General features: G+C 46.3%; 21 protein-coding genes. 1 reads left to right on the top strand and 20 read right to left on the bottom strand.

The genetic code is table 11. The annotated features are described in order from the left end of the window. Nucleotides 1-5: 5 nt before the first annotated feature. The 16 genes from NSQ58_RS24700 to NSQ58_RS24625 all read right to left on the bottom strand — a co-directional run bounded on the left by NSQ58_RS24700 (nucleotide 6) and on the right by NSQ58_RS24625 (nucleotide 17,392). The gene (locus NSQ58_RS24700) at nucleotides 6-959 is read right to left on the bottom strand and encodes an ABC transporter permease (RefSeq protein ID WP_339201968.1); all 954 of its coding nucleotides are present in this window, start codon (nucleotides 957-959) and stop codon (nucleotides 6-8) included. Between the two features lie 107 nt (nucleotides 960-1,066). After that, nucleotides 1,067-2,788 carry an ABC transporter substrate-binding protein gene (locus NSQ58_RS24695; RefSeq protein ID WP_341058366.1) on the bottom strand — a complete coding sequence of 574 codons (1,722 nt, stop codon included), beginning with the start codon at nucleotides 2,786-2,788 and terminating at the stop codon, nucleotides 1,067-1,069. Between the two features lie 202 nt (nucleotides 2,789-2,990). Further along, on the bottom strand, nucleotides 2,991-3,926 hold the full coding sequence (locus NSQ58_RS24690; protein WP_341058363.1) for an ArsR family transcriptional regulator: 936 nt from the start codon (nucleotides 3,924-3,926) through the stop codon (nucleotides 2,991-2,993). A gap of 250 nt (nucleotides 3,927-4,176) precedes the next feature. Next, nucleotides 4,177-5,586, bottom strand: a complete 1,410-nt coding sequence (locus NSQ58_RS24685) for a discoidin domain-containing protein (RefSeq protein WP_341058362.1) — start codon at nucleotides 5,584-5,586, stop codon at nucleotides 4,177-4,179. Between the two features lie 35 nt (nucleotides 5,587-5,621). After that, nucleotides 5,622-7,028: a discoidin domain-containing protein gene (locus tag NSQ58_RS24680; RefSeq protein ID WP_341058361.1), complete on the bottom strand. Its 1,407-nt coding sequence runs from the start codon at nucleotides 7,026-7,028 to the stop codon at nucleotides 5,622-5,624. Nucleotides 7,029-7,399: 371 nt separating this feature from the next. Then, complete coding sequence (locus NSQ58_RS24675) at nucleotides 7,400-8,335, bottom strand: dockerin (protein ID WP_023988360.1); 936 nt, start codon at nucleotides 8,333-8,335, stop codon at nucleotides 7,400-7,402. 187 nt (nucleotides 8,336-8,522) lie between these two features. Continuing rightward, nucleotides 8,523-9,680, bottom strand: coding sequence for an amidohydrolase (locus NSQ58_RS24670; RefSeq protein ID WP_023988359.1), 1,158 nt, complete (start codon nucleotides 9,678-9,680; stop codon nucleotides 8,523-8,525). 56 nt (nucleotides 9,681-9,736) lie between these two features. Next, nucleotides 9,737-10,753 (bottom strand): LLM class flavin-dependent oxidoreductase, encoded by a 1,017-nt coding sequence (locus NSQ58_RS24665; RefSeq protein WP_053325313.1) that lies wholly within the window; start codon nucleotides 10,751-10,753, stop codon nucleotides 9,737-9,739. Nucleotides 10,754-10,768: 15 nt separating this feature from the next. Further along, on the bottom strand, nucleotides 10,769-11,521 hold the full coding sequence (locus tag NSQ58_RS24660; RefSeq protein WP_023988357.1) for an amino acid ABC transporter ATP-binding protein: 753 nt from the start codon (nucleotides 11,519-11,521) through the stop codon (nucleotides 10,769-10,771). Continuing rightward, complete coding sequence (locus NSQ58_RS24655; RefSeq protein ID WP_023988356.1) at nucleotides 11,518-12,228, bottom strand: amino acid ABC transporter permease; 711 nt, start codon at nucleotides 12,226-12,228, stop codon at nucleotides 11,518-11,520. The genes NSQ58_RS24660 and NSQ58_RS24655 overlap by 4 nt, the downstream gene beginning before the upstream one ends. Further along, entirely contained in the window at nucleotides 12,225-13,004 is a 780-nt protein-coding gene (locus tag NSQ58_RS24650; protein WP_023988355.1) for an amino acid ABC transporter permease, read from the bottom strand. The genes NSQ58_RS24655 and NSQ58_RS24650 overlap by 4 nt, the downstream gene beginning before the upstream one ends. Before the next feature lie 76 nt (nucleotides 13,005-13,080). After that, nucleotides 13,081-13,932 carry a transporter substrate-binding domain-containing protein gene (locus NSQ58_RS24645; RefSeq protein ID WP_028542376.1) on the bottom strand — a complete coding sequence of 284 codons (852 nt, stop codon included), beginning with the start codon at nucleotides 13,930-13,932 and terminating at the stop codon, nucleotides 13,081-13,083. A 160-nt stretch (nucleotides 13,933-14,092) separates the two neighbouring features. Continuing rightward, on the bottom strand, nucleotides 14,093-14,983 hold the full coding sequence (locus NSQ58_RS24640; protein WP_013310069.1) for a LysR family transcriptional regulator: 891 nt from the start codon (nucleotides 14,981-14,983) through the stop codon (nucleotides 14,093-14,095). A 108-nt stretch (nucleotides 14,984-15,091) separates the two neighbouring features. Continuing rightward, nucleotides 15,092-15,622 carry an NADPH-dependent FMN reductase gene (gene ssuE, locus NSQ58_RS24635; protein ID WP_029519116.1) on the bottom strand — a complete coding sequence of 177 codons (531 nt, stop codon included), beginning with the start codon at nucleotides 15,620-15,622 and terminating at the stop codon, nucleotides 15,092-15,094. 17 nt (nucleotides 15,623-15,639) lie between these two features. Next, complete coding sequence (locus tag NSQ58_RS24630) at nucleotides 15,640-16,980, bottom strand: LLM class flavin-dependent oxidoreductase (RefSeq protein ID WP_023988352.1); 1,341 nt, start codon at nucleotides 16,978-16,980, stop codon at nucleotides 15,640-15,642. Nucleotides 16,981-17,122: 142 nt separating this feature from the next. Beyond that, nucleotides 17,123-17,392 carry a glutaredoxin family protein gene (locus NSQ58_RS24625; RefSeq protein WP_023988351.1) on the bottom strand — a complete coding sequence of 90 codons (270 nt, stop codon included), beginning with the start codon at nucleotides 17,390-17,392 and terminating at the stop codon, nucleotides 17,123-17,125. Nucleotides 17,393-17,663: 271 nt separating this feature from the next. On the opposite strand from NSQ58_RS24625, the gene NSQ58_RS24620 reads away from it, so the two are divergent. Further along, a complete protein-coding gene (locus tag NSQ58_RS24620; protein ID WP_068940750.1) occupies nucleotides 17,664-18,533 on the top strand; it encodes a DUF421 domain-containing protein in 870 nt (289 codons plus the stop codon). 87 nt (nucleotides 18,534-18,620) lie between these two features. Here the strand turns inward: NSQ58_RS24620 and NSQ58_RS24615 are convergent, their stop codons facing one another. The 4 genes from NSQ58_RS24615 to NSQ58_RS24600 all read right to left on the bottom strand — a co-directional run bounded on the left by NSQ58_RS24615 (nucleotide 18,621) and on the right by NSQ58_RS24600 (nucleotide 22,309). Further along, a complete protein-coding gene (locus NSQ58_RS24615) occupies nucleotides 18,621-19,745 on the bottom strand; it encodes a sensor histidine kinase (protein ID WP_023988349.1) in 1,125 nt (374 codons plus the stop codon). Continuing rightward, a complete protein-coding gene (locus NSQ58_RS24610; RefSeq protein WP_023988348.1) occupies nucleotides 19,742-20,416 on the bottom strand; it encodes a response regulator transcription factor in 675 nt (224 codons plus the stop codon). Before NSQ58_RS24610 ends, NSQ58_RS24615 begins: the two co-directional genes overlap by 4 nt. Nucleotides 20,417-20,477: 61 nt before the next feature. After that, nucleotides 20,478-21,293 carry an ABC transporter permease gene (locus tag NSQ58_RS24605; RefSeq protein WP_341058360.1) on the bottom strand — a complete coding sequence of 272 codons (816 nt, stop codon included), beginning with the start codon at nucleotides 21,291-21,293 and terminating at the stop codon, nucleotides 20,478-20,480. Then, nucleotides 21,290-22,309, bottom strand: a complete 1,020-nt coding sequence (locus NSQ58_RS24600; RefSeq protein ID WP_023988346.1) for a daunorubicin/doxorubicin resistance ABC transporter ATP-binding protein DrrA — start codon at nucleotides 22,307-22,309, stop codon at nucleotides 21,290-21,292. The genes NSQ58_RS24605 and NSQ58_RS24600 overlap by 4 nt, the downstream gene beginning before the upstream one ends. Nucleotides 22,310-22,315: the final 6 nt, after the last annotated feature.

Genomic DNA, 22,315 nt, shown 5'->3' with positions numbered 1-22,315 from the left:
CCTCCTTACACTTTCACACGCGGGTCCGCGATGCGATACAAAATATCGGACAACAGTGTTCCGATAACGCTCAATATGGCAATTAGCATCGTAAAGCCCATAAGTAGTGGATAATCCCGGAGCGAAAAGGATTGCATGTACAACTGACCGATTCCTGGCCAATTAAAAATCTTTTCAATAATCAGGGACCCGCCAAACAGCGCAGGTAATTCGAAGCCAACGAGCGTAATGGCAGGCAGCAATGCATTTCTCAATGCGTGCGTAAAAAGTACCTTTCTTTCCTTTAAGCCCTTTGCACGGGCTGTGCGTATATAATCCTGCTGGATCACGTCGATCATATTGCTACGGAAGTAGCGGGTCAACGACCCCAGTCCCAACAGCGTCATAACGATCACTGGCAAGGTCATATGCTGGAGAACCTCCTTCACATACTCCATACCTGTAGCGTTACTCCCCGTATTAAGCATGCCACCGGGTGGCAACCACTTCAGGTCAACCGCTGCGATTTTAATCAGATACAACCCGATAAAAAATGAGGGCACAGACATGGCAGCGAAAATCACCACCATTACCAGAGTATCAAACCATGAATACTGCTTATAAGCAGCAACCACACCGATAATGACTGCGATAAACCAGGTCAGGAAGGTCGATACAACGGCCAGCAAAAACGAGTTCCAGATATACTCATTAAATAAGGTCAGCACCGGCTTTTGCTGGGCAAGCGAAAAACCAAAATTTCCATGCAGCGCATTGCCCAGCCAATTTCCATAGCGTTCAAGAATAGGCTTATTCAGGCCGTAAATTTCTCTCAGTTCCGCCTTTCTCTCTGGCGACAGCTTCAGATTGCCGCTAATGAAATCTCCCGGTGTCATGGCATACAGGAAAAAAATCATCATCGAAGCGGCCAACAAAATAATAACCATATACGTCAGTCTTTTCGTTAAAAACGAGCTCATGACAGACTCCTTTCAATTCAAGGTCAGGCTACTCATTACGTTTCCCCCATTTGGGAGGCCCCTTGATCCGAACCTGATGTTCTTCACAAGGGGCCCGCAAATGTGGCTTATTTAAGGGACCATTCGAACAGATTACCAGACAAGCCAATGAACGGACTAACCTTTACATGTTCCATCCGACCATTGTAGGCATACACCGTCTTCTTATAGTTGGTAAAAATTACGGGCAGTTCATCGTTTAGCAGCACATATAATTCTTGATATATTTTCTTGCGTTCTTCCATATTCGTCGTAGACAAGCCTTTTTCATATAGCTCTTTTACCTTTGGATTGTTATATCCCTTGACTTCTCCATTGACGAATTGCTCGATTCCATCTGATGGATCTGTCAGCATGCCTGTCGAAAAGGCGGCAAGATCATAATCCTTACCTTCTACTTTGGCGACCATTGCATTAAAGTCTGCAAAGATTTCCGGCTGTAGGTCAACGCCAATCGCTTTGTAATTTTCAGCCGCAAGCGCAATAAAGGTATCTGTTTCTGGACGTTTAGAGGTCAGCAGGTGAATGGTCAGCTTCTGACCGTTTTTCTCACGGATGCCGTCACTACCTTCTGCCCAGCCCGCTTCATCCAGCAGCTTTTTCGCTTGCTCTGGGTCGTAGTTATATGGATTGATTCCATCGGTCGTGTAAGACCAGAATATTGGGGAAGCTGGAATATTTGCGACCGCCCCTGCTCCCTGTGCTGCGTCGACATAAATACTTTTCCGATCCAGTCCATAGGTCAATGCTTGACGAACCTTTTTATCCTTAAGCTTTTCATTTTCAAGATTTACTTGCAAATATCCGTAAGTGCTAGGGGTATACGGCAAAATGTTTAAAAAGCCAAGCCCTTTTAGTTTGTCTATATTTTCCTGAGTTGCGGTGAATTGAGCAAAATCGGTATCGCCTGTTTCTATGAATTGCCAAGCGTCGCCTTCTGCTGTTTTGTAAATGAAATGCTGTGTTTTCGGTTTGCCTTTGAAAAAGTGATCATTCGCCTCCAGACGAACTTCTTGCCCTGGAATGAACTTTTCCAACTTATAAGCCCCATTTCCCAGAGGGCTACTATGTAAATTTTTAAAATAATCCAGCTGTCCGAACTTGTAATCCTTGCCGTAGTAGGCTTTGGACAGTACATAGTCACCCAGAATCGGCAGAGCCAGCGCGTTTGGTTTTTCTAACGTCGCAGAAATGGTCTGCGCATCAATCACCTTGATTCCTTCAATTTGTTTTGCCTTGCCTTCCGTATAGTCTTTGCCGCCTTTAATGTTCAGCTTTCGGATTTGGCTGTCACCAGGATAGGCTTTGTCATAGATCAACGTCCAGGTAAAAGCGACATCCTCTGCTGTCAAAGGAGAGCCATCACTGAATTTTGTACCGGGAACCAGATGAAACGTGTACGTTAGATTATCCTTAGAAATATCCCAGCTCTTAGCCAGATTGGGCAGCGGAAGCCCCTTCTCGTCTACCGTGACCAGCGGAGTCCACAACTGCGAAATCACGTTGCCGTCATAGCCGCTTTGGTTAAAATACGGAGTAAACACCCCGGCTGGGTCAGTCAGACCAACAATAATCGTGTCGCTTCTCTTTTTGGACACTTCCGGCAATTTGGATAAATCTGAAGCTTGTACCAGACTTGTTAATGGCTGCGCTGTAGCGGCTGTCTGTGCGACATCACTATTATGCGAAGTAGCATCATTAGCGCTATCTGATCCACCACTAGAGCAAGCTGCTAATAAGGTAGAACTTGCCAGAAGTAGACTGCTGAGTAGAATAATTCCCTTTTTCAAAATAATCCCCCCGAGTTAATTTAGTAAATTCCGATCGAACAAGTTGTAATTAATAAGATAAATCTCATTATAGGAATCTATTCCGGTTCTGTAAAGAGAGAACTCCATTTTTTATGTAAAAAAATAGACGTCAACTCATCTGGATTCCAAATGATCGACGTCTTTTTGTTTAAAGTGTTAAAGTCTAACTGGTGCGTACAGCCTAATTTCGCTCCATATAGCCAAGAATGCTTCGATGCATTTCATCCACAGCCGAAAGCCGTGCGCTATATCCGAGTAATGTTTCGCCATCAAAATGTGCATGGATGAAGCCAGAGGCCCGGAGCTTGAAAATATGATCGTGCGTGATTCCCTTGGACAGCTTGAGATGACGGACAATCTCAATAAAGGTTCGTGGGGACTGGCTTTGGTACAAATATTTTAAAATCTTTAGCCTGCTCTTCTCCCCCAAACTTCGGATCATTCGATATTCCTGTGGGGATAAAAAATCGTCCTCCTGAACATAAATCCCTGCCGAATAATGGCACAACAGGAGCGACCCAAATCGATAAATGATATTAATCGGCTGAAAATGGTATTGAGGCACCAGCAACACCCGTGTCAGCCCTTCGGAAGGCTCGAACCGGAAGCCATTAGTGGTACGATCCACCCACTCCATAGAGCTATATACGCCCCTCTCCTTATTTCTCCGTTCAGCTTCCTGTTCCAGACCGCTTAGAATACTTGTATCCACATGGCGGAAATACTCCTCGTCCCAGCCAGATAGCAGTTGCAAAGCAAGTTTGCGAAGCTTCTCCATGTCGTCAGGCAGCGAGACCCCATAGGCTGATGCCTGTTCATTTAATTCCTGTACAGTCCGGTTCTCCAGACGGTCTACGACTTCTTTAACGTTCCCCTGATCAGAAAGCATACAGACGAGTCCATAAATAACCTTCCAATCTGCATTGATTTCCATGGACTCCAGCAATTTAGACAAACCTGGAGACAGCGTTCTACGCACTTGCTCCGCCCACCCGGCTGATAAATCGGCCTTCTTGTAAGCCTTGCGGCAAATAAAGGTGTGTAAGCTGCTGAGCAGCTCAAACACCGGTCCATATGCTACATGTACATCGTAAGGAGCATTCACGTCGTGACTCATCGCTTTCTGTCCTCTTTTCTTTCATGTCTGATGTCCATTATACATACTATCGTACACCCGTTCATTCTTAGTGATCCATTCATACGAGAATTTAGCAAAACATAGATACAAATATGAAGGAAACAAACGCCATAATCAAGGCGCAAAAAAAGCCTGATCTCATCAGACTCTAACTGATCAGCTATGAATTAGAAAAGGTTGTCTCCCACAAATATTGTAGGAGACAACCTCTGGACAAATAATATGATGCTTAAAGTTTGTTAGCTGCTACTTTCCACTCTAATATTCCTGTGGATGCTGAACCTTTGGATACCATTTCAATTCTTAATTTCGTTGTTTTTACAGGCGTAAAAGTGGTCGTATTATACTGGTCTGCCGAAGTACCCAATCCATTAGCCTGCTTGACATTGGACCAGCTACGACCATTCCAATACTTAATCTTGTAAGATTTAGGAACATCAACGCCAGCGCCATCTTTGAACCAATATACATCCGTTTGGGATACCGTATATTCTTGATCAAAATCATATTGAACCCATTGTGTACCCGTCTCAGGCCAATTGCCGTACACGGCATGACTTCGATCATTAGAGCTGGTTGGATCAAATCCATCATGGAGTGCGCTTATATCTTCCCAAGGTGAAGTATAGAAAGTGCTGACCGTTGCAGCTGGCGCAATGTTTACGTTTTCATCAGGTGATGTATCGATAGGACCCTCATTACCTCTAGTCGTATTAGGGAAACGGGAAGTATCTTTTTTGAGCTGACTCCAGGTATAACGCAGCATCCAGATATCCCAGTCTGTGATATGATCGGAATCACCAGCCCACATAATGGTGTTGGTTGGGAATCCACCCGGTGGACGCTCGTGTTCTTCATAAAAATCAGTTAAGCCAAATCCATGCCCAATTTCATGTTCCGTGATTTCAATCTCATCCGAGTTTAAAGTGCTAAAAAGGTAATCATCATTCACACGTTGGCCCCAATCCTGACCGGTTCCTCCTACAAAATTTTCGGTTACCCACAAATACATATCAAAGTGTTTATCATATCCACCCGGATACGAATAGTATGGGTCCCAATAGTGCTCATATCTGGACAAGGCTGCCGGCGCAACCGGGAGTACAGCGGGAATTTCAGGTTTTTCGGAAGCTAACTCATCTGTAGTCGTATCCGTATAAACGACCTCGTCAGGTTGCTTGTCCAGTAATAGTGAAGGATCAGCAACAGCCCACCCTACCACTTTTACTTTAATATCCTGATAGGGCCAGCCATCATATCCTTTGAGATGCTCCGTCCAATGATTCATCTGGCGACCTAGCATTCTAGCAATATCTTGGCGTTGTTGCAGTGTAACGGGCTTAGAAGATTGCCAGCGCACAACGTAATTGAGTGACCCTTTTCCCGCATCAATTTGATCAAAAATCGTGTTGTTACGAGCAGTCGAGCCTTCAGTCAACATCCTATTCTTCCAAACCCATTCCACTGAGGATTTGAGATAGGGCGGCATATCAGCCAATGTCGAATCACCTGTTGCCGCAACCACAGAACTCCCGTTTAGATGAGAATCCGCTGATACAAAACTAGCGTTTCCCATCAGTAATGAACTAGCAATGGCTACTGAAAAAGAAGCCGCCATCATTCCTTTTTTCTTCAACATTCGTCGTTTCCCTCCATCTCATTTCAAGAGATTACTTACTGATTCGCTGCTACTTTCCACTCCAAGATTCCTGTAGATGCCGATCCTTTGGACACCATTTCAATTCTTATTTTGGTTGTTTTTACAGGCGTAAAAGTAGTCGTATTATATTGATCTACCGCGGTGTCCAGCCCTTTGGCCTGCTTGACATTAGACCAGCCCTGACCATTCCAATACTTGATCTTGTAAGACTTAGGAACATCAATGCCAGCGCCATCTTTAAACCAATAGACATCCGTTTGGGATATCGTATATTCTTGATCAAAATCATATTGGACCCATTGTGTACCCGTCTCAGGCCAGTTACCATACACAGCATGACTTCTATCGTTGGAATTGGCAGGTTCAAATCCATCGTTTAGCGCGCTTACATTTTCCCAAGATGAAGTATAAGAGCTGCTAGCCGTTGCCGCAGGTGCTATGTTCACGATTTCATCAGGATCTGTTTCAATTGGGCCATCGTCGTCTTTAGTCGTGATTGGGAAACGAGTCGTATCCTTTTTGATTTGACTCCAGGTATAACGCAGCATCCAAACATCCCAGTCGGTGATATGATCGGAATTGCCGGCCCACATAATGGTGTTCGTTGGGAATCCACCTGGTGGACGCTCATGTTCTTCATAAAAATCGTTTAACCCAAATCCGTGACCAATTTCATGTTCAGTAATCTCAATCTCATCAGCGTTCACCGTACTCAGAACGTATTCATCATTCATACGCTGTCCCCAGTCGCCGCCGGCTCCCCCGCCAAAATTTTCTGTGGCCCAGAGATACATATCAAAGCGTTTATCCAATCCACCCGGATACGAATAGTTCGGGTCCGAAAAATGCTCAAACCGGGATATTTCATTAGGCGCAACTGGAAGCGCAGCAGGAATTTCCGGTTTTTCAGAAGCTAGTGTATCTGTAATGGTATCCGTATAAATGACCTCGTCAGGCTGCTTGTTCAGGAGCAGTGAAGGATCGGCAACAGCCCAGCCTACCACTTTTACTTTAATATTCTTATAGGGCCAACCGTCATATCCTTGAAGATGATCTGTCCAATGGTTCATCTGCCGATCTATCATTTTAGCAATATCCTGGCGTTGCTTCAGTGTGACGGGCTTAGAGGATTGCCAGCGTATAACATAATTAAGAGTCCCTTTTCCCGCAAAAATTTGATCAAAAATCGTATTTTTACGAACCGTCGAGCCTTCGGTCAACATTCTATTCTTCCAAACCCATTCCACCGAGGATTTGAGATAAGCTGGCATATCAGCTAACGTCGAATCACCCGTTGCCGCAACCACAGAATCCCCGTTTAGATGAGAATCCGCTGATACAAAACTAGCGTTTCCCATCAGTAATGAACTAGCAATGACTACTGAAAAAGAAGCCATCATCATTCCTTTTCTGTTCAACATGTATGTACCTCCATATCCATTTGTATTATTGCAATAGTTTTCTTGAAATAACTATCTCTATCACCTCTCTTTTCGTGTTTGCGAACTAATCTAGGAGATTAAGAGTACACTATCAAATCTCCTTGTCGTTTTTTGTAAATAATCACAAATCATATTATCACTGGATTATTGCATCGTCAATATTTTCCTTAATGATTTAAATTAGTCATTTTAATCGTATCTTGGAACATATACTTGATCTTTGCATGCACAAAACTGGTATTTTATAAAATGAAAAAACCGTTTATTCACTAAATCAATTCCACCATAGAATTTGATTTTGGAACAAACGGCTCTATTTATAAGCTTTTTTCACACTACTCTAGCATTTTTTAGCGGTTAGGAAAACGAGAGGTATCCTTCTTAACCTGGCTCCAGGTATAACGCAACATCCAGGTATCCCACTCTGTTATTTTGGGGGAATTTCCGGCCCACATAATAGTTGGCACAGGAAACCCACCGGGTGGACGCTCATGTTCTTCATAGAAGTCAGGCAAGCCGAATCCATGCCCCATCTCGTGCTCTGTAATCTGGATTTCATCCGAATTCAAGGTGTTCAGGATATAATCATCAGGCATACGTTGCCCCCAATCCCCGCCGGCTCCGCCTTGAAAATTGGACGTTCCCCATAAGTACATATCAAACCGCTTGTCCAGGCCACCTGGGTAAGAATAGTTAGGGTCCATAAAATGTTCAAATCTCGATAGTGCGTTAGGAGCAACTGGAAGTTTAGCTGGAATATTCGGGTCTGTTTTACTTAAGTCATCCGTAATGGTATCCGTGTAAACGATTTCATTAGATTGTTTATTAAGAATCTGTGATGGATTCGCAACGGCCCAGCCTACTATTTTTACTGTAATATTGTTATAAGGCCAGCCATCATACCCTTTCAACTGCTTATTCCAATTATTGATTTGGCGACTCAGCATGGAAGCCATATCTTTACGCTGCTGAAGAGTGATATTTTTAGAGGATTGCCAACGCACTACATAATTTAGCGTTCCTTTTCCCGCATAGATTTGATCAAAAATCAAATTTTTACGGTTGGTGGAGCCTTCTTTGACCATTCTATTCTTCCAAACCCATTCTACCGATGGCTTAAATTTAGCAGGTATATCAGCAGCAGCCAAATTAATATTTGTCGACGCTATATCAGAAGTGCTTTCCAAATCTGAGGCTGCTGAACCAACGTTAGCCCCGCCAACCAGTAAAGAAGCAGCCACTACTAATGAAAAAGAAGCCATGATCATTCCATTTTTCTTCGGCATTTATTTAACCTCCATACCTTTTATTTTTACGAGACATCTAAAAGGACAACGCCTACTCTCTTATTACACCTACTCTCGTTTTTGAATAAAATTACAATTTTATACTATCATTGGAATGATATAGCGTCAAACAAAAATATCCCCTCTACAAGGAGGGGATAAGTATCCATAGACTAGGCTCGCACTCCTACTCTATGGATATCAATGCCGATTCTGCCAGTGAAGCCAGTAGCTTCGCTGTTCCGGGCAACGCGCGTTCGTCCAGATCAAAGGCAGGATGATGCCATTCCTGGCTTCCCGCAGTGCCGACAAAGACAAATACACCGGGGATGTTCTTCTGATAAAACCCAAAATCCTCGCTCGCCGAGGATGGTATGGGACGAACTACGTCCAGGCCGACCGCTTCTGCCGCCTCCTCCGCGATGACGGCCAACTTACCGTCGTTCAGCACAGGCGGCGGACCCTCGATCCAGCGGATGGATGCTTTCGTGCCGAAAGCATCCGCAACGCCTTTTACGACCTGCTCGAAGCGCTCAGTCACCTGGGCGCGAACATTTTCGTCAAATGTGCGAATTGTTCCGTCCAAATGGGCGCGGTCAGGAATGATGTTCCAGGCGTTGCCACTGTGCAGCTTCGTGACGCTAATGACCGCGCTATCCAGCGGATTAACGCTCCGACTCACAATGGATTGCAGCGCCGTAATGATATGTGACGATACCACGATGGGGTCAATCCCTGCATGCGGCACTGCCGCATGTGTGCTCAGACCCTCCACCTCGATGTAAAAACCATCCGCCGCTGCCATTAGCGGACCTTCTTTGATGCCGACCGTGCCTACGGGCAGGTCCGGCTTGTTATGTAGGCCAAATATGGCCTGCACCCCTGCCAACGCACCGCTGTCCAGCACTTGGGCAGCGCCTTTGGCCTTTTCCTCAGCTGGCTGGAACACCAGCCGAACCGTGCCTTTCAGCTCCTGCTCCCGCTGCTTCAACAATACGGCTGCTCCTAACAGGGATGCGGTATGAAAATCATGACCACAGGCATGCATCTTGCCGGGATGCACCGAAGCATAAGGCAATCCCGTCTCTTCCTGAATAGGCAACGCATCAATGTCTGCACGAAGCGCGACAGTTGGTCCCTCCTGCTGTCCGCCGATTTCCGCTACTAATCCGGTACGCAGCGGCACATCCAGAATGGTTATGTTCTGTTCTTCCAGCAGACGGCGGATAAAGGCGGTAGTTTCAACCTCCTCGTTAGATAACTCGGGATTTCGATGCAGATGGCGGCGAATGTCCACCAGCTTCTGCTCCAAAACCTGCTCCTTCGTCCCGGTTGATCCACTCATCCCTATTCCTCCTTCGTGAACCCAAAATAGTTACAATTCTCTCAGACCAACAACATCTAGGACTGCACAGGCAACCCGGCAAAAGCTTCATGCAATAACTCGAACGAGCGCACGCGCTTGTGTATATCCCTTATTCCTGTCGTAACAATTAGCTCATCGGCCTGATACTTCGCTTGAATTTCCGTCAACACAGCATAGATTTCGTCTTTATTCCCTTTGTTAATTTGCGCTTGTGTAGCTTCAATTGTATATTCTTCACCTGATTGCTTGCCGAACTCTTCTGCACTTTCCAGCGTGCCCACCGTAGCCGTCTTGCCACTGGCCAGATGAATTTTGTACAGCTTGTGCTCCCCTGCTAACTCCGCAGCTTCCTCGGAAGTGTCCGCTACGATGACTGAAAGCGCAAAAAGAGCTTTCGGCTCACGTCCATAACTATAATCGAAAGACTCCCGATACGTACGGAATGATTCCACTGCAATCTGCTCATTACTATTGATAAATTGCGAGAAAACGTAGGGCAACCCCAAACGCGCAGCAATTCCAGCACTGTCTGTACTTGTACCCAAAACGTAAATATCCGCTGGTGTTTCTGGAATCGGATTCGCCTGTAACCCGGCTAACGGTCCTTCTTCAGACGGAATATTATGAATATAGCGACTTACTTCATCAATTTTTTCTTCGAGAGAAGGCGCGTCATGAACGTTTCGTTGTAACGCCTGTGTGGATTTCGGCAACCCGCCCGGCGCGCGTCCAATTCCCAAATCTACGCGACCCGGTGCAAGAGAGGACAGCACATTAAAGTTTTCAGCTACTTTATAAGGGCTGTAATGCTGAAGCATCACTCCACCAGAACCGACTTTAATACGTTCAGTGCGTGCCAGCAAATGGGAAATGAGTACCTCTGGCGAAGAGCCCGCAACCTGCTCGGAATCGTGATGCTCTGATACCCAGAAGCGCGTAAACCCCAATTCCTCTACACGCTGTGCTAGCTTAATCGTATTACGAAGGGCCTGCGCTGCCGTTTCCCCCTCGTGTATAGGGCTTTGATCCAACACTCCGATTTTAATACTCATGTCTCCCTCTCCCGTCTAAATTGAATAGTTATATTCCGGTGTAATCCGTTTCAGGAATTGTTTGGTACGTTCCTCTTTGGGGTGGTTAAAAATGTCGTCCGGTGTGCCTTCCTCGATAATATGACCGCCATCCATAAATACCACATGATTTGAAACATCGCGCGCAAAGCCCATTTCATGTGTAACGACAATCATTGTAATGCCTTCCTTCGCAATCTTGCGGATCACCGACAGCACCTCACCCACCAATTCAGGGTCCAGCGCCGAAGTCGGCTCATCGAACAAAATCACTTCCGGGTTCAGCGCCAAGGCACGCGCTATGCCGACACGCTGCTGCTGCCCGCCGGATAGCTGGCTTGGATAATGATTCAGCTTTTCACCCAGACCGACCTTTTCCAGCACTTCAATGCTAATTTTTTTCGCTTCCTCCTGCTTGACCTTGCGGACAACGACAAGCCCTTCCATGACATTTTCCAGTGCTGTTTTATGCTTGAACAAATTGTACTGCTGAAAAACCATAGCCGTCTTTTGACGTAGAGCCAAAACATCCCTCTTCGCAGGTCGCTTGCAGTTCACTGTAAAATCGCCAATGCTGACTTCCCCATCATTCGGCTTTTCCAGATAATTAATGCAGCGTAGCAGAGTCGTTTTTCCTGAACCGCTCGGGCCTAAAATAACGACGACCTCGCCTTTGTTCACGGTCAAATCAATGCCTTTGAGCACTTCATGTTTGCCGAACGACTTCGTTATATTTTGCAGACGGATCATGATGCTCGACCTCCATTAAACACATTGATTTTTTTCTCCACCAAGCCGGATATTCGCTCAATTAATACCGTCAAGCCCCAAAATAGCAGTGCAGCCGCGATATATACCTCTAAATATTTCCAGTTGGTAGATGCCAGAATTTCAGCCTGTGCCTGGATTTCTGTGACCGATACCGTGAAGGCCAAGGTAGAGCCATGAAGCATCCCAATAACGGAATTCGTCAGGTTTGGCAAACTCACCACGAACGCCTGCGGAAATACAATCCGTCTCAGCACTTGCCACGTCGTCATACCAACGGCATAAGCCGCCTCGATTTGCCCCTTGTTGACCGATTGGATTCCAGAACGGACGACCTCAGACATATACGCGCCACTGGTAATGGAAAACGAAATGAGTGCAAATACCATATAAGGAACATCTTTGGAATGCAGAGGCCAGCCGAAATGCTTCGCTCCCGCATCAATCAACAAAGGCAAACTGAAATAAATAAGCAGCAAATGCATCAGCATCGGTGTGCCACGGATAAAGGTGACGTAACCGTGAGAAATCTGGGACAACACAGGAACCTTATAGATTCGCGCCAGCGCCGTTATAATACCGATGACCAACCCTGCCAGTACGGAAACCACCGTAATAATTAAAGTGTTGGGCAACGCGGAGAACAACCCTAAAAAGGCAGTATATATAAAGCCAAAATCCAGACTCATATGCCTTTACCTCCTTTACTAAGACGAGGACTTCTCAGGTAGCGCACCACAAAACTTTTTCGTTTCTCGGGTTCTTTCTGTACTGCATCCCGATGCTCGTGCCGGAGAAGCGTATTTTCCAGCACCTTGAACAATTTTTGTAAAATCAGACTGATCACCAGATAGATAAGGGATAACGCGATATAGGTTTCAACAAAATGCTGGGTAGCCGACCCTAATGTCTGTGATTTCCCTGTCATCTCCATCGCTCCGATCGTAAATGCCAGCGAAGTATCCTTCAGATTGCCAATCACCAGATTGGAAAATACCGGAACCACCACAGCCAGCGCTTGCGGCATTATGATACGTGTAAAGGTCTGGTAGCCTGACATGCCGACGGACTGCGCAGCCTCGATTTGTCCTCGATCTACTGCCTCTACTCCTGACCTGATAATTTCGGAAATAAAGGCTCCACTATTGAGCGCGTAGGTTGCTACGGCAAACCACAGCACATCCCATCTGGAGGAATTGATATCCACCAGCTTTAGTAGCTCTGGCAGGCCGTAATACACCAGAAACAATTGGATTAGAATAGGTGTTCCGCGAAAAAAGGAGACATACACTTGAGAAACACGTTTGAGAAATGGAATGTTATACATGCGAGGCAGCGCAACCAACAGACCAATGATAAGCCCCAATACAAGCGAGCTTGCCACAATAAACAAGGTGATGTGTAAGTAAGACAGCATTTTCGGGATAAAGCTAAAAACATAGTCAATATTGAACTCTCTGCTCATATGCCTGCCTCATTTCTATACATCAACGGTCAGAATACATAGAGTACCCTGACCGCTGAAATGTCCAAGTCTATCCTTACTTCTTACTGCTACTACCTTCTTTTTTCACATCTTCCAGAGACTTAGTGAAATCCTCTCCAAGCCATTTAATGCTCAGCTTCGACAACGTACCGTCGTCCTTCACTTCCTGAATGGCTTTGTCCAGGTCATCCGCCAACCCTTGCTCATTTTTGTTCAGTACATACAGTACATCCGATTGAGTCAAAGGATCACCAACGGTCTTCAGAGCTACTTCTCCTTTTTCATCGGTGTTAAAACGGTTCGCAAAGTCTGTCGTAACGGTAGCATCTATACGGCCGCTCGTAATTTGTTGCACCGTATCATTGGCTGCACCACTCGTATAAACGATATTCAGGGCATCTCCGTGGGTTTTGTTATACTCTTTCAGCACATACGCCGCATTACTGGTTGGGCTGGTGAGCACCTTTTTCCCTTTCAAATCATCAATTGAATGAATGGTATTGTTATCCTTCGCTACAGCGACTCTGTTCAGAAAAATGCTATACGGATTTTTGTTGAACAGATACTTGGCTTCGCGCTCCGGGTTTTTTTCCATTTGATGCGATACCAGATCAATCTTGCCGGCATCGAGACTTAGCAGCAAATTTCCAAAGTCCATCGTTTTGAATTCAAATTCGTATTGAGGCAGGCGCTTGTCCAGCTCCTTAATCAGCTCCACATCAAAACCTGTTAAATTTCCGTTTTCGTCAATAAAGCATACATTTTTGAATTGAGTACCTGTGCCTACGATAATTTTCTTCACGTCTCCGCTTGAACCTGACGCGCTAGACGCGTTATCTGAGGAACCGCAGCCTGCCAACACCAGGATGATTGCCATAACAGACAATATTGCAAACCACTTTTTCATATGAATCCCCCTCATCTCTTTGTATATCAGCAGTTTGCGACATACATGGTAGCTACAACATCCAATAATTCATAATTCCTATAAGCTTAATCGGTTTTAGGATGTGATTAATTTAACACCTGGAAACCTATACGTCAATCCACCAAGCTATAGAACATTTCTATAACAAAACAGCACCCCGGAAACCTTCTGTCAGTGCATCTGCAAAATCCGAGGTCACTGCACAGTCTTCTTTGGTCGCTATTATGCTAATCTGCATAGACACCCCAGCTACCTCTGGAACATGGATACGGAATAGTTTCTGATCTTTCACTTCACGGTTCACACAGACATCCGGCAAAAAGGCAATACCCGCTTCTTCCAATACCAGCTTTTTGGCCGTGACCACATTGTCTACCTGAAAAGCAATGTCCGGTGGCTGCTCCAGTGATTCAAAAGCGCGATGAATCCTCATCCAATCTAGTGATCCGCATTCGAAAAATACCAGTGTTTCACGTTGAATATCCTGTATGCTGGCCTTTCCTGTTTTCATAAACGGATGGCCGTCGTATACATACAGGGAAATCGGATCTTCATAAAAAGCAAGCGTACGGATAGCCGGATGCATCACTTTACGTACAAAACTAATGTCTACCTCACGGTTCAACAGTTTATGTACCAGTTGATCCGTCGTAGCCGTCACAATTTTGTAGTTAACCTCTGGATAACGGGCACGAAGCTGCTTTAATATCTCAGGAATGATGTAGTTCGACACCGATATCGTGCAGCCAATTCGAATTTGCTGAGGGGCTTTCTTACGCTGTTGGAGCTTTTGCTTCCCTTTTTGCAGCACCTGAAGCATCTGCTCCGCATAAGGAAGAAACTTTCGTCCATCCTCCGTCAGAACCGTTTGCTTGCTTTGGCGGTCGAACAGCTTGCATTCTAGCTCGCGCTCTAGCGTCTGAATCCGTGCTGTAACGGAGGGCTGGGACAAGAACAAGGCTTCTGCCGCCTTGTTAAAGCTCCCATAATGATTCACGTATACAAAGGCTTCCATATTCTCGATATTCATACGTAAGTCCCCCAGTAAGTTTTATATACATTTATCCAATATGTTAACTTGGTTTTTTTGTATCATAAAACTCACTGAACGACCTGTCAATGGAAATATTGAAAATATCTATAATTTTAATAGCTCATTTAGTTCTTTAACAGAACGTTCCAACCGTGCAACCAATTCTTCGGACAACCCGTATGCTCCATCTGGTAGACGTTCGACCCACTGATCCACTGCATACACCCCGCCAAGAATATGTCTTCCGCCCAGTGCATTAATAACCGGCTTCAAGGCATAGTCAATGACCAGCAGATGAGCCAGCGTACCTCCGATAAATAAAGGCAGGACAGGTTTCCCTCTTAGCCCCTCCTGCGGAACCAAATCCAGGAATATTTTCAATAATCCTGAATAGGACGCCTTATAGACTGGAGAAGCCACAATAACGGCATCCGCTGCTGCAATCAATGCAAGTGATGCTGTGACGTCGGGGCTGTTAAAGTTAGCTGTGACCAGATCCTCCGCCGGCAAGTCGACCACATTCAGCAGTGTGACCTCCGCTCCAGCCTGCTGCAACTGCTCCGTTGTATAGTTAATCAAGCCGTATAAACGGGATTGTGTAGACGGACTGCCTGATAGGATGACAACCTTGGACATATTTTTTCCTCCTTCTGTTATGCGTCAACCTTCACTTTAGATTTGGCTGCTGTATAGCGGTTCTCAGGAATAGGCACGCCCAGGTTTTCACGTAGTGTGCTAAATTCATAATCCTGACGGTAAATACCGCGTTCCTGCAAAATAGGCACAACCAGATTTACGAAGTCATGCAGACCCGAGGGTACATCAGAACCAATGATGAATCCGTCTGCTCCTTTTCTTTCAAACCACTCCTGCACTCGATCCGCCACCTGCTCAGCGGTTCCGATAAAAGAGGTTCTCGGCGTAGCTGAACGCAACGCAACCTCGCGTAAGGTCAAATTTTGTTCCTTGGCTACTCGTTTGATTTTATCTGTACCGCTGCGGAACGCATTGCTGCCAATACCATCAAGCTCAGGGAATGGCTCATCCAGCGGATATTGTGAGAAATCATGATGATCGAAGAAACGTCCCAAATATTTTAACGCAGCCTCAATCGTCACCAGATTAGTGATCTCTTCATACTTACGTTCCGCTTCCTCCGTCGTGCTGCCAATAATCGGCGATATGCCCGGCAAAATGACAATATCCTCTTCGGATCTACCATAGCGTACCGCACGTTCTTTCACATCACGATAAAACTGCTGCGCTTCCTCTAACGTTTCATGTCCTGTAAATACAGCATCCGCTTCCTTGGCGGCCAGGTTTTTGCCATCCTCCGAGGAACCTGCCTGAAAAATAACCGGCTGTCCCTGCTTGGATCGTCCAATGTTCAGTGGGCCCTGCACAGAGAAAAACTCACCTTTATGGTTCAATGTATGCAGCTTTTCAGGATCAAAGAATACGCCGGCTTCCTTATCACGAACGAACGCATCCTCTTCCCACGAGTCCCACAGTCCTTTGGTAACCTGTAAATATTCCTCTGCAATTTTATAGCGCTGCGGATGCGACGGGTGCTCGCCTTTGCTAAAGTTAAGGGCAGAGCCTTCCAGCGGAGAAGTTACCACATTCCAGCCTGCACGACCTCCGCTAATATGATCAATGGAAGAAAACTGGCGTGCTACCGTGAACGGTTCGCTATAGGAAGTCGACAGTGTGCCGACCAGTCCGATATGCTTCGTCACCCCAGCCAAAGCGGACAGAATCGTAATTGGTTCAAAACGGTTCAGAAAGTGGGGAATAGATTTTTCGTTAATGAACAGGCCATCTGCGATAAATACGAGGTCAAACTTTCCTTCCTCTGCCTTTTGCGCCTGCGTTTTATAAAATTCAAAGTTAACACTCGCATCCGCAGGTACTTCAGGGTGACGCCAAGTCGTCATGCTTCCCCCAACACCGTGAATAATCGCACCAAATTTAATTTGTCTATTCTTAGCCATAACTCTTCCACCTCTCTTGAACATAATTGTTATCCTACGGCTATCATTTTTTTAGGGCAGCTAGGCTGCTAATGGTTTGTAGGGCAGTCTCCGCTACTTATTTTGTATAGGCAGCGGAGTAACTGATCCTTTTCCTATTGGCCTATACTACTTGATTGTAACTTTCCAGCACTTTACCCAACTCTTCCAGATCCGGGTTGAGCAGTGCTTCATATTTATTATCCCCGCCTACCTCGACGACAGGGACATAACGAATACCATATTTGGTCTCCAGCACGTCACGCAGCGCATCATTTCCGTCCACTTGGATATTTTCATACGGCTGATTTTGGGATTCCAGGTACGATTTGATCTCTCCACAAAAATGACAGCCGGTTTTACTCCACAATACAACTTTAGGTTTGGACGACATATACATACCTCCGTGAGCTTAATGTTTATAATCCCGATGAATTAAATAAGAATTATATCTATAATGTATCCTCCCCCCTCCTTTCCGTCAATCGCTTGTGCAATAGACAATGATAATTCATCGATAGAAAATTTTAATTATATATTGTATTTCATCGCTTATTGGCAGCTTGGTTATTTAAATTTAGGGGAATTGGAGTTTAAATGTGCCTTGACGCGGATATCCTTGGAATAGTAGCGTCCTTGTGGCGAAATGAAATGAGGTTGAGCAAATGCAGGATTGGGCCGAGGTTGCTATACGCACATTAATGGCTGTCGCTATATTATTTTTAATCACCAAAATTCTTGGAAAACGTCAGGTATCCCAGCTTTCCTTGTTCGAATATATAACAGGAATCACGATAGGTAACCTGGCTGCTACCATTCCTATGGAGCGTGAATCCACCTGGTATCTAGGCCTCATAGCCTTGTCAGTATGGGTACTGACAACACTTGGCATTGAATATTTGCAAATTAAAAGCAAGAAAATCAGAGATATAACAGATGGAAGGACAACAATCCTGATCAAAGACGGCAAAATTTTAGAGGATAATCTGAGAAAAGAACGGCTCACCCTGGATGAACTCATGGAGCAGCTTCGAAGCAAAAATGTATTCAAAGTATCTGACGTGGAATTTGCTCTTATGGAAACCAGTGGCGAAGTCAATGTGCTGTTAACCAAAGACAAGCAGCCTGTGACACTTAAGGATTTGAATATGCAGCAATTACCGGAGAAGGAACCAACAGCAGTCATTATGGATGGACAACTTATGGAGCAACAAATGGCATATATGGGGATCACTCAACAATGGCTGGATGCCAAGCTAAAGGAAAAGAGTTTAACAGTCAAAGATGTGTTTTTCGCGCAGGTGGATCCGCAAGGAGAACTGTACATTGACCAATATAGTGACAATGTACAGCTAAACAAGGTGCAGGATTCGAATCAAACCGTGCTGACTTTGCTGGAACAATGCACAACGGAGTTGCAAAAACTCGCATCTGGTTCCAGTGAGCAACAAAGAAAACAGCTATATGAGCAATGCTCACAAAGCTTGAAAGAAGCTATACAGGAGATGAAGCCGGTAAATACATCTAAGTCCTGAGCACATACGCATATGCCATAAGAGTATAAGTATGGGAACTAAAAAGGAGCGTCCTTCAGCCGTTTGTGGCTTTGAAGACGCTCCTTTTTAAATTACTGTGCCGTTGTACATTTCACAGTTGCTGCTGCCTTTCATTACTTTCTGGCGCAGCGGCAGCATAACTGTAAATACCGTTCCTTCTCCCACCTTGCTGGATACAGAGATAGAGCCGGTATGCATCTCTGTTATTTTATAAGCAATGGAAAGTCCCAAACCACTGCCTCCTGCAGTTCGGGCCCGTGACTGGTCTGCTTTATAAAAACGTTCAAAAATGCGCTGCTGATCCTGTTCGTTGATGCCCTGTCCCGTATCCGCAATGCAGATAACCGCCTGATCACCGTTACTTGAAAGAGAAACAGATATGCTTCCACCCTGTGGTGTAAACTTAATGGCATTGTGAAGAAGATTCACCCAAACCTGGCCCATCAGATCCTCGTCCGCGTTGACCTCAACTATATCCACCTCAACAGTCATCTCGATTTTTTTAGCCTCCCATTGCGGTTCGCAGGCGAGAATAAGCGAAATCAGCTGCTTGTCCAGCCGATAAAGGGACGGACGAAACGGATGCCGCTCCGAATCCAGAATCGCCAGCTTCATGAGATTATCGCTTAGCTTGGATAGACGAATACACTCCGTCTCGATGATCGACAAATACCGGTCTCGCTGCTCACGATCCAGATTCTCATCCTTAAGCGCCTTGGCGAATCCGATTATCGAGGTCAGTGGTGAGCCGATTTCATGGGATACGTTCGAAATAAACTCCTCCCGCAGTTTTTCCATAGCCTTCAGATTTGCAGCCATATCATTGATACTGTCCACCAACTGTACATAAGGATGCGGCCTCCGATGTTTTCCGTTCCGCCCGCCGAGGTCCCAATCCAGATTAATGTGAAAGTCTCCTTGCGAAATACGTTTTAAAGCATCGATCATTTCGGTAAAAGCGTGCTGCTCTCTAGGTTGGATGAAGCGCCTTACCGTCATACTGAAAATACCGAAGAAGAAAAAGCCAAGCGTCGCATTAATAAGAAAGACGAACAAATCATGAAAAGCCCATGACATGCGCGAATAGATCGCCGCCGTAATAAAGTACGCGGCAGTCCAGCTGAGATACAGCACCACTAACACCAGCATGAGTCTCGCAAGGATATGGAGGAATCCCGGTTCCCGCTTCATTGCCTTACCTCCAGCCGATAACCCAATCCCCGGATCGTACTGATCCGGAAGGAGTGCCTTGCCTCCGGAAACCGTTCCCGAAGGCGCTTGATATGGACATCAACTGTTCTTTCGTCTCCCTCATAATCATAACCCCAGATCTGTTCGATCAACTGGTCGCGGGTAAAGGTTTTGCCAGGATAGCTGGCCAGCTTGAAGAGCAACTCAAACTCCTTGAGCGGCAGGGTAATCTCCTTCTCTCCAGCCCGACACTCAAATGTATCGCTGCGCAGGACAAGATCTCCGACAGTCACTGATTTTGAAGCCATGATACGATAACGTTTTAATAAAGCCTTCACGCGTGCGACAAGCACCATGGGGTCGAATGGTTTGACAAGATAGTCGTCCGTTCCGAGCGCGAAGCCTTTCACGATCTGTGACGTCTCGCCTTTGGCTGTAAGCATAAGCAGCGGCAGGTCGGTCTGCTCTCGCAGCTTACGGCACAGCTCCCAACCATCCATTCCCGGCATCATGATATCAAGAACAAGCAAATCGACCTTGATTTGATCAAAAATGCGCATCGCGTCCAAACCATCCACCGCCTCGACTACCTCCAGACCTTCCATTCTCAAAAAGTGTCCGACCAGTTCACGAATATGCGGATCATCATCAACGACTAATACACACGTCATTTCAATCCCCCCTAACTAACTCTGCCTTAAATCTCTCGTCCTCGTCAAGAAGACCGCCATCTTATGCTTTACGCATATAAGCACGCACCGTAAGCGGCGCGAAGATCGCCACAATGACTGTAGCGCCAAGCAGTGAGATCGCCAGTTCCTCGCCAATCGTTCCCGTATTCGCAAGCTCCCTGACTGCGTTCACAAGATGTGAAATCGGGTTGACGTTTACAAACCACTGTAGCCAACCAGGCATTGTGTCCACAGGCACAAATGCATTGGAAACAAAAGTGAGCGGAAACAGAACAATCATGGAGATGCCCTGTACACTGGAAGCAGTGCGGGCAATCACGCCAAAGAAGGCGAAAATCCAGCTGACTGCCCAGGAACACACGATGACCAAAAGCGCGGCGATAGCGACACTCAGCAGTCCTCCCTCTGGCCGATACCCCAAAATATACCCCATGGCGAAGGTAAGTACAGTCGCAATAGTATACCGAATACTGTCAGCTAGCAGAGCTCCAGCCAAAGGCGCAATGCGTGCGATTGGGAGTGACTTGAACCTGTCGAACACTCCTTTGTCCATATCCTCACGTAGTTGGACGCCGGTAACGACGGAGGTCGAGATCACCGTCTGCACGAGGATGCCTGGAATAATAACAGGCAAATAATGCTGCACGTCTCCTGAGATGGCGCCGCCAAAGATATAGGTAAACATAAGGGTGAAAATGATCGGCTGGAGCGTGACATCAAACAATTGCTCGGGAGTATGCCGGATCTTCAGAATGCCCCGGTAGGCCATCGTCATGGAATTGAAAAACGCCTGCCTGAAACTCACAGACTTCCTCAATGTGCGATCAGAACCTGTCATAACAGTAGTACTCTTCATGCTCTCGCCCCCTCCACAGCATGCGCTCCTTGGGACGTCTGCTGTCTGTTTACTTGTGCCCCATGACCAGTGATGGACAAAAACACCTCGTCGAGCGTCGGCTTCTGCACACTCATCTCTGCTAGACGAATCTCTCCGGTACGGAGGGCGATCAGCAGGTCCGTTACCCGATCTGCGTTGGCCATCGGAGAGATAATCTTTCCAGCTTCCACTGACACGCTGGACTTAACTGAAAGCACCTGTTCAACGATCTGAACAGCTCTCTCGATGTCCTGTTGATTTTGCACTTTGAGTTGCAGAGTCGACGCCCCCACTGCCGCTTTCAGTTCATCCACCGTACCCTCAGCGACTACCCGGCCATGATCGATCACCGCGATTCGATCAGCAAGTTGATCCGCCTCGTCGAGGTACTGGGTTGTGAGCAGTACGGTGGAACCGGTCTTGACCAAACTCCGGATCGTGTCCCACATCTGGACACGCGTGCGCGGGTCTAGTCCAGTAGTCGGCTCATCCAGGAAAATCAGCGGCGGCTTGGCAATGAGACTTGCAGCCAAATCCAGCCGACGGCGCATACCTCCGGAGAAATGCTTTAGCGGTCGTTTGGCCGCTTCGGCCAAGCCAAATTCCTCCAGCAGCTCCGCTGCCTTATGACGCGCCTCGGCACGTCCCAGTCCAAGCAGTCTGGAGAAGATGATCAGGTTCTCGGTAGCGCTAAGAGACTCATCGACCGATGCATACTGGCCTGTCACCCCGATCAACTGACGCACAACCTGCGGCTCCTTTACTGCATCGTGCCCGAAGATACGGGCTGATCCCCCATCGGGCCGCAATAACGTTGACAGCATTCGGATGGTAGTCGTTTTGCCTGCTCCATTAGGACCAAGCACTCCGTAGATCGTGCCAGCACGCACGTTCAGGTCGACACCGTCAACCGCCTGCTTGTCACCAAAAGCTTTTACGAGTCCCCTTGCTTCAATGGCCAAGGTCTCTTTTCTGTCTGTATAATCCACATTCATATCCTC

Source organism: Paenibacillus sp. FSL M7-0134, assembly GCF_038007865.1.
Lineage (GTDB): Bacteria > Bacillota > Bacilli > Paenibacillales > Paenibacillaceae > Paenibacillus > Paenibacillus polymyxa_B.
Note: the sequence above shows the minus strand (reverse complement) of the source record. Positions and strands in the feature narration are given on the sequence as shown.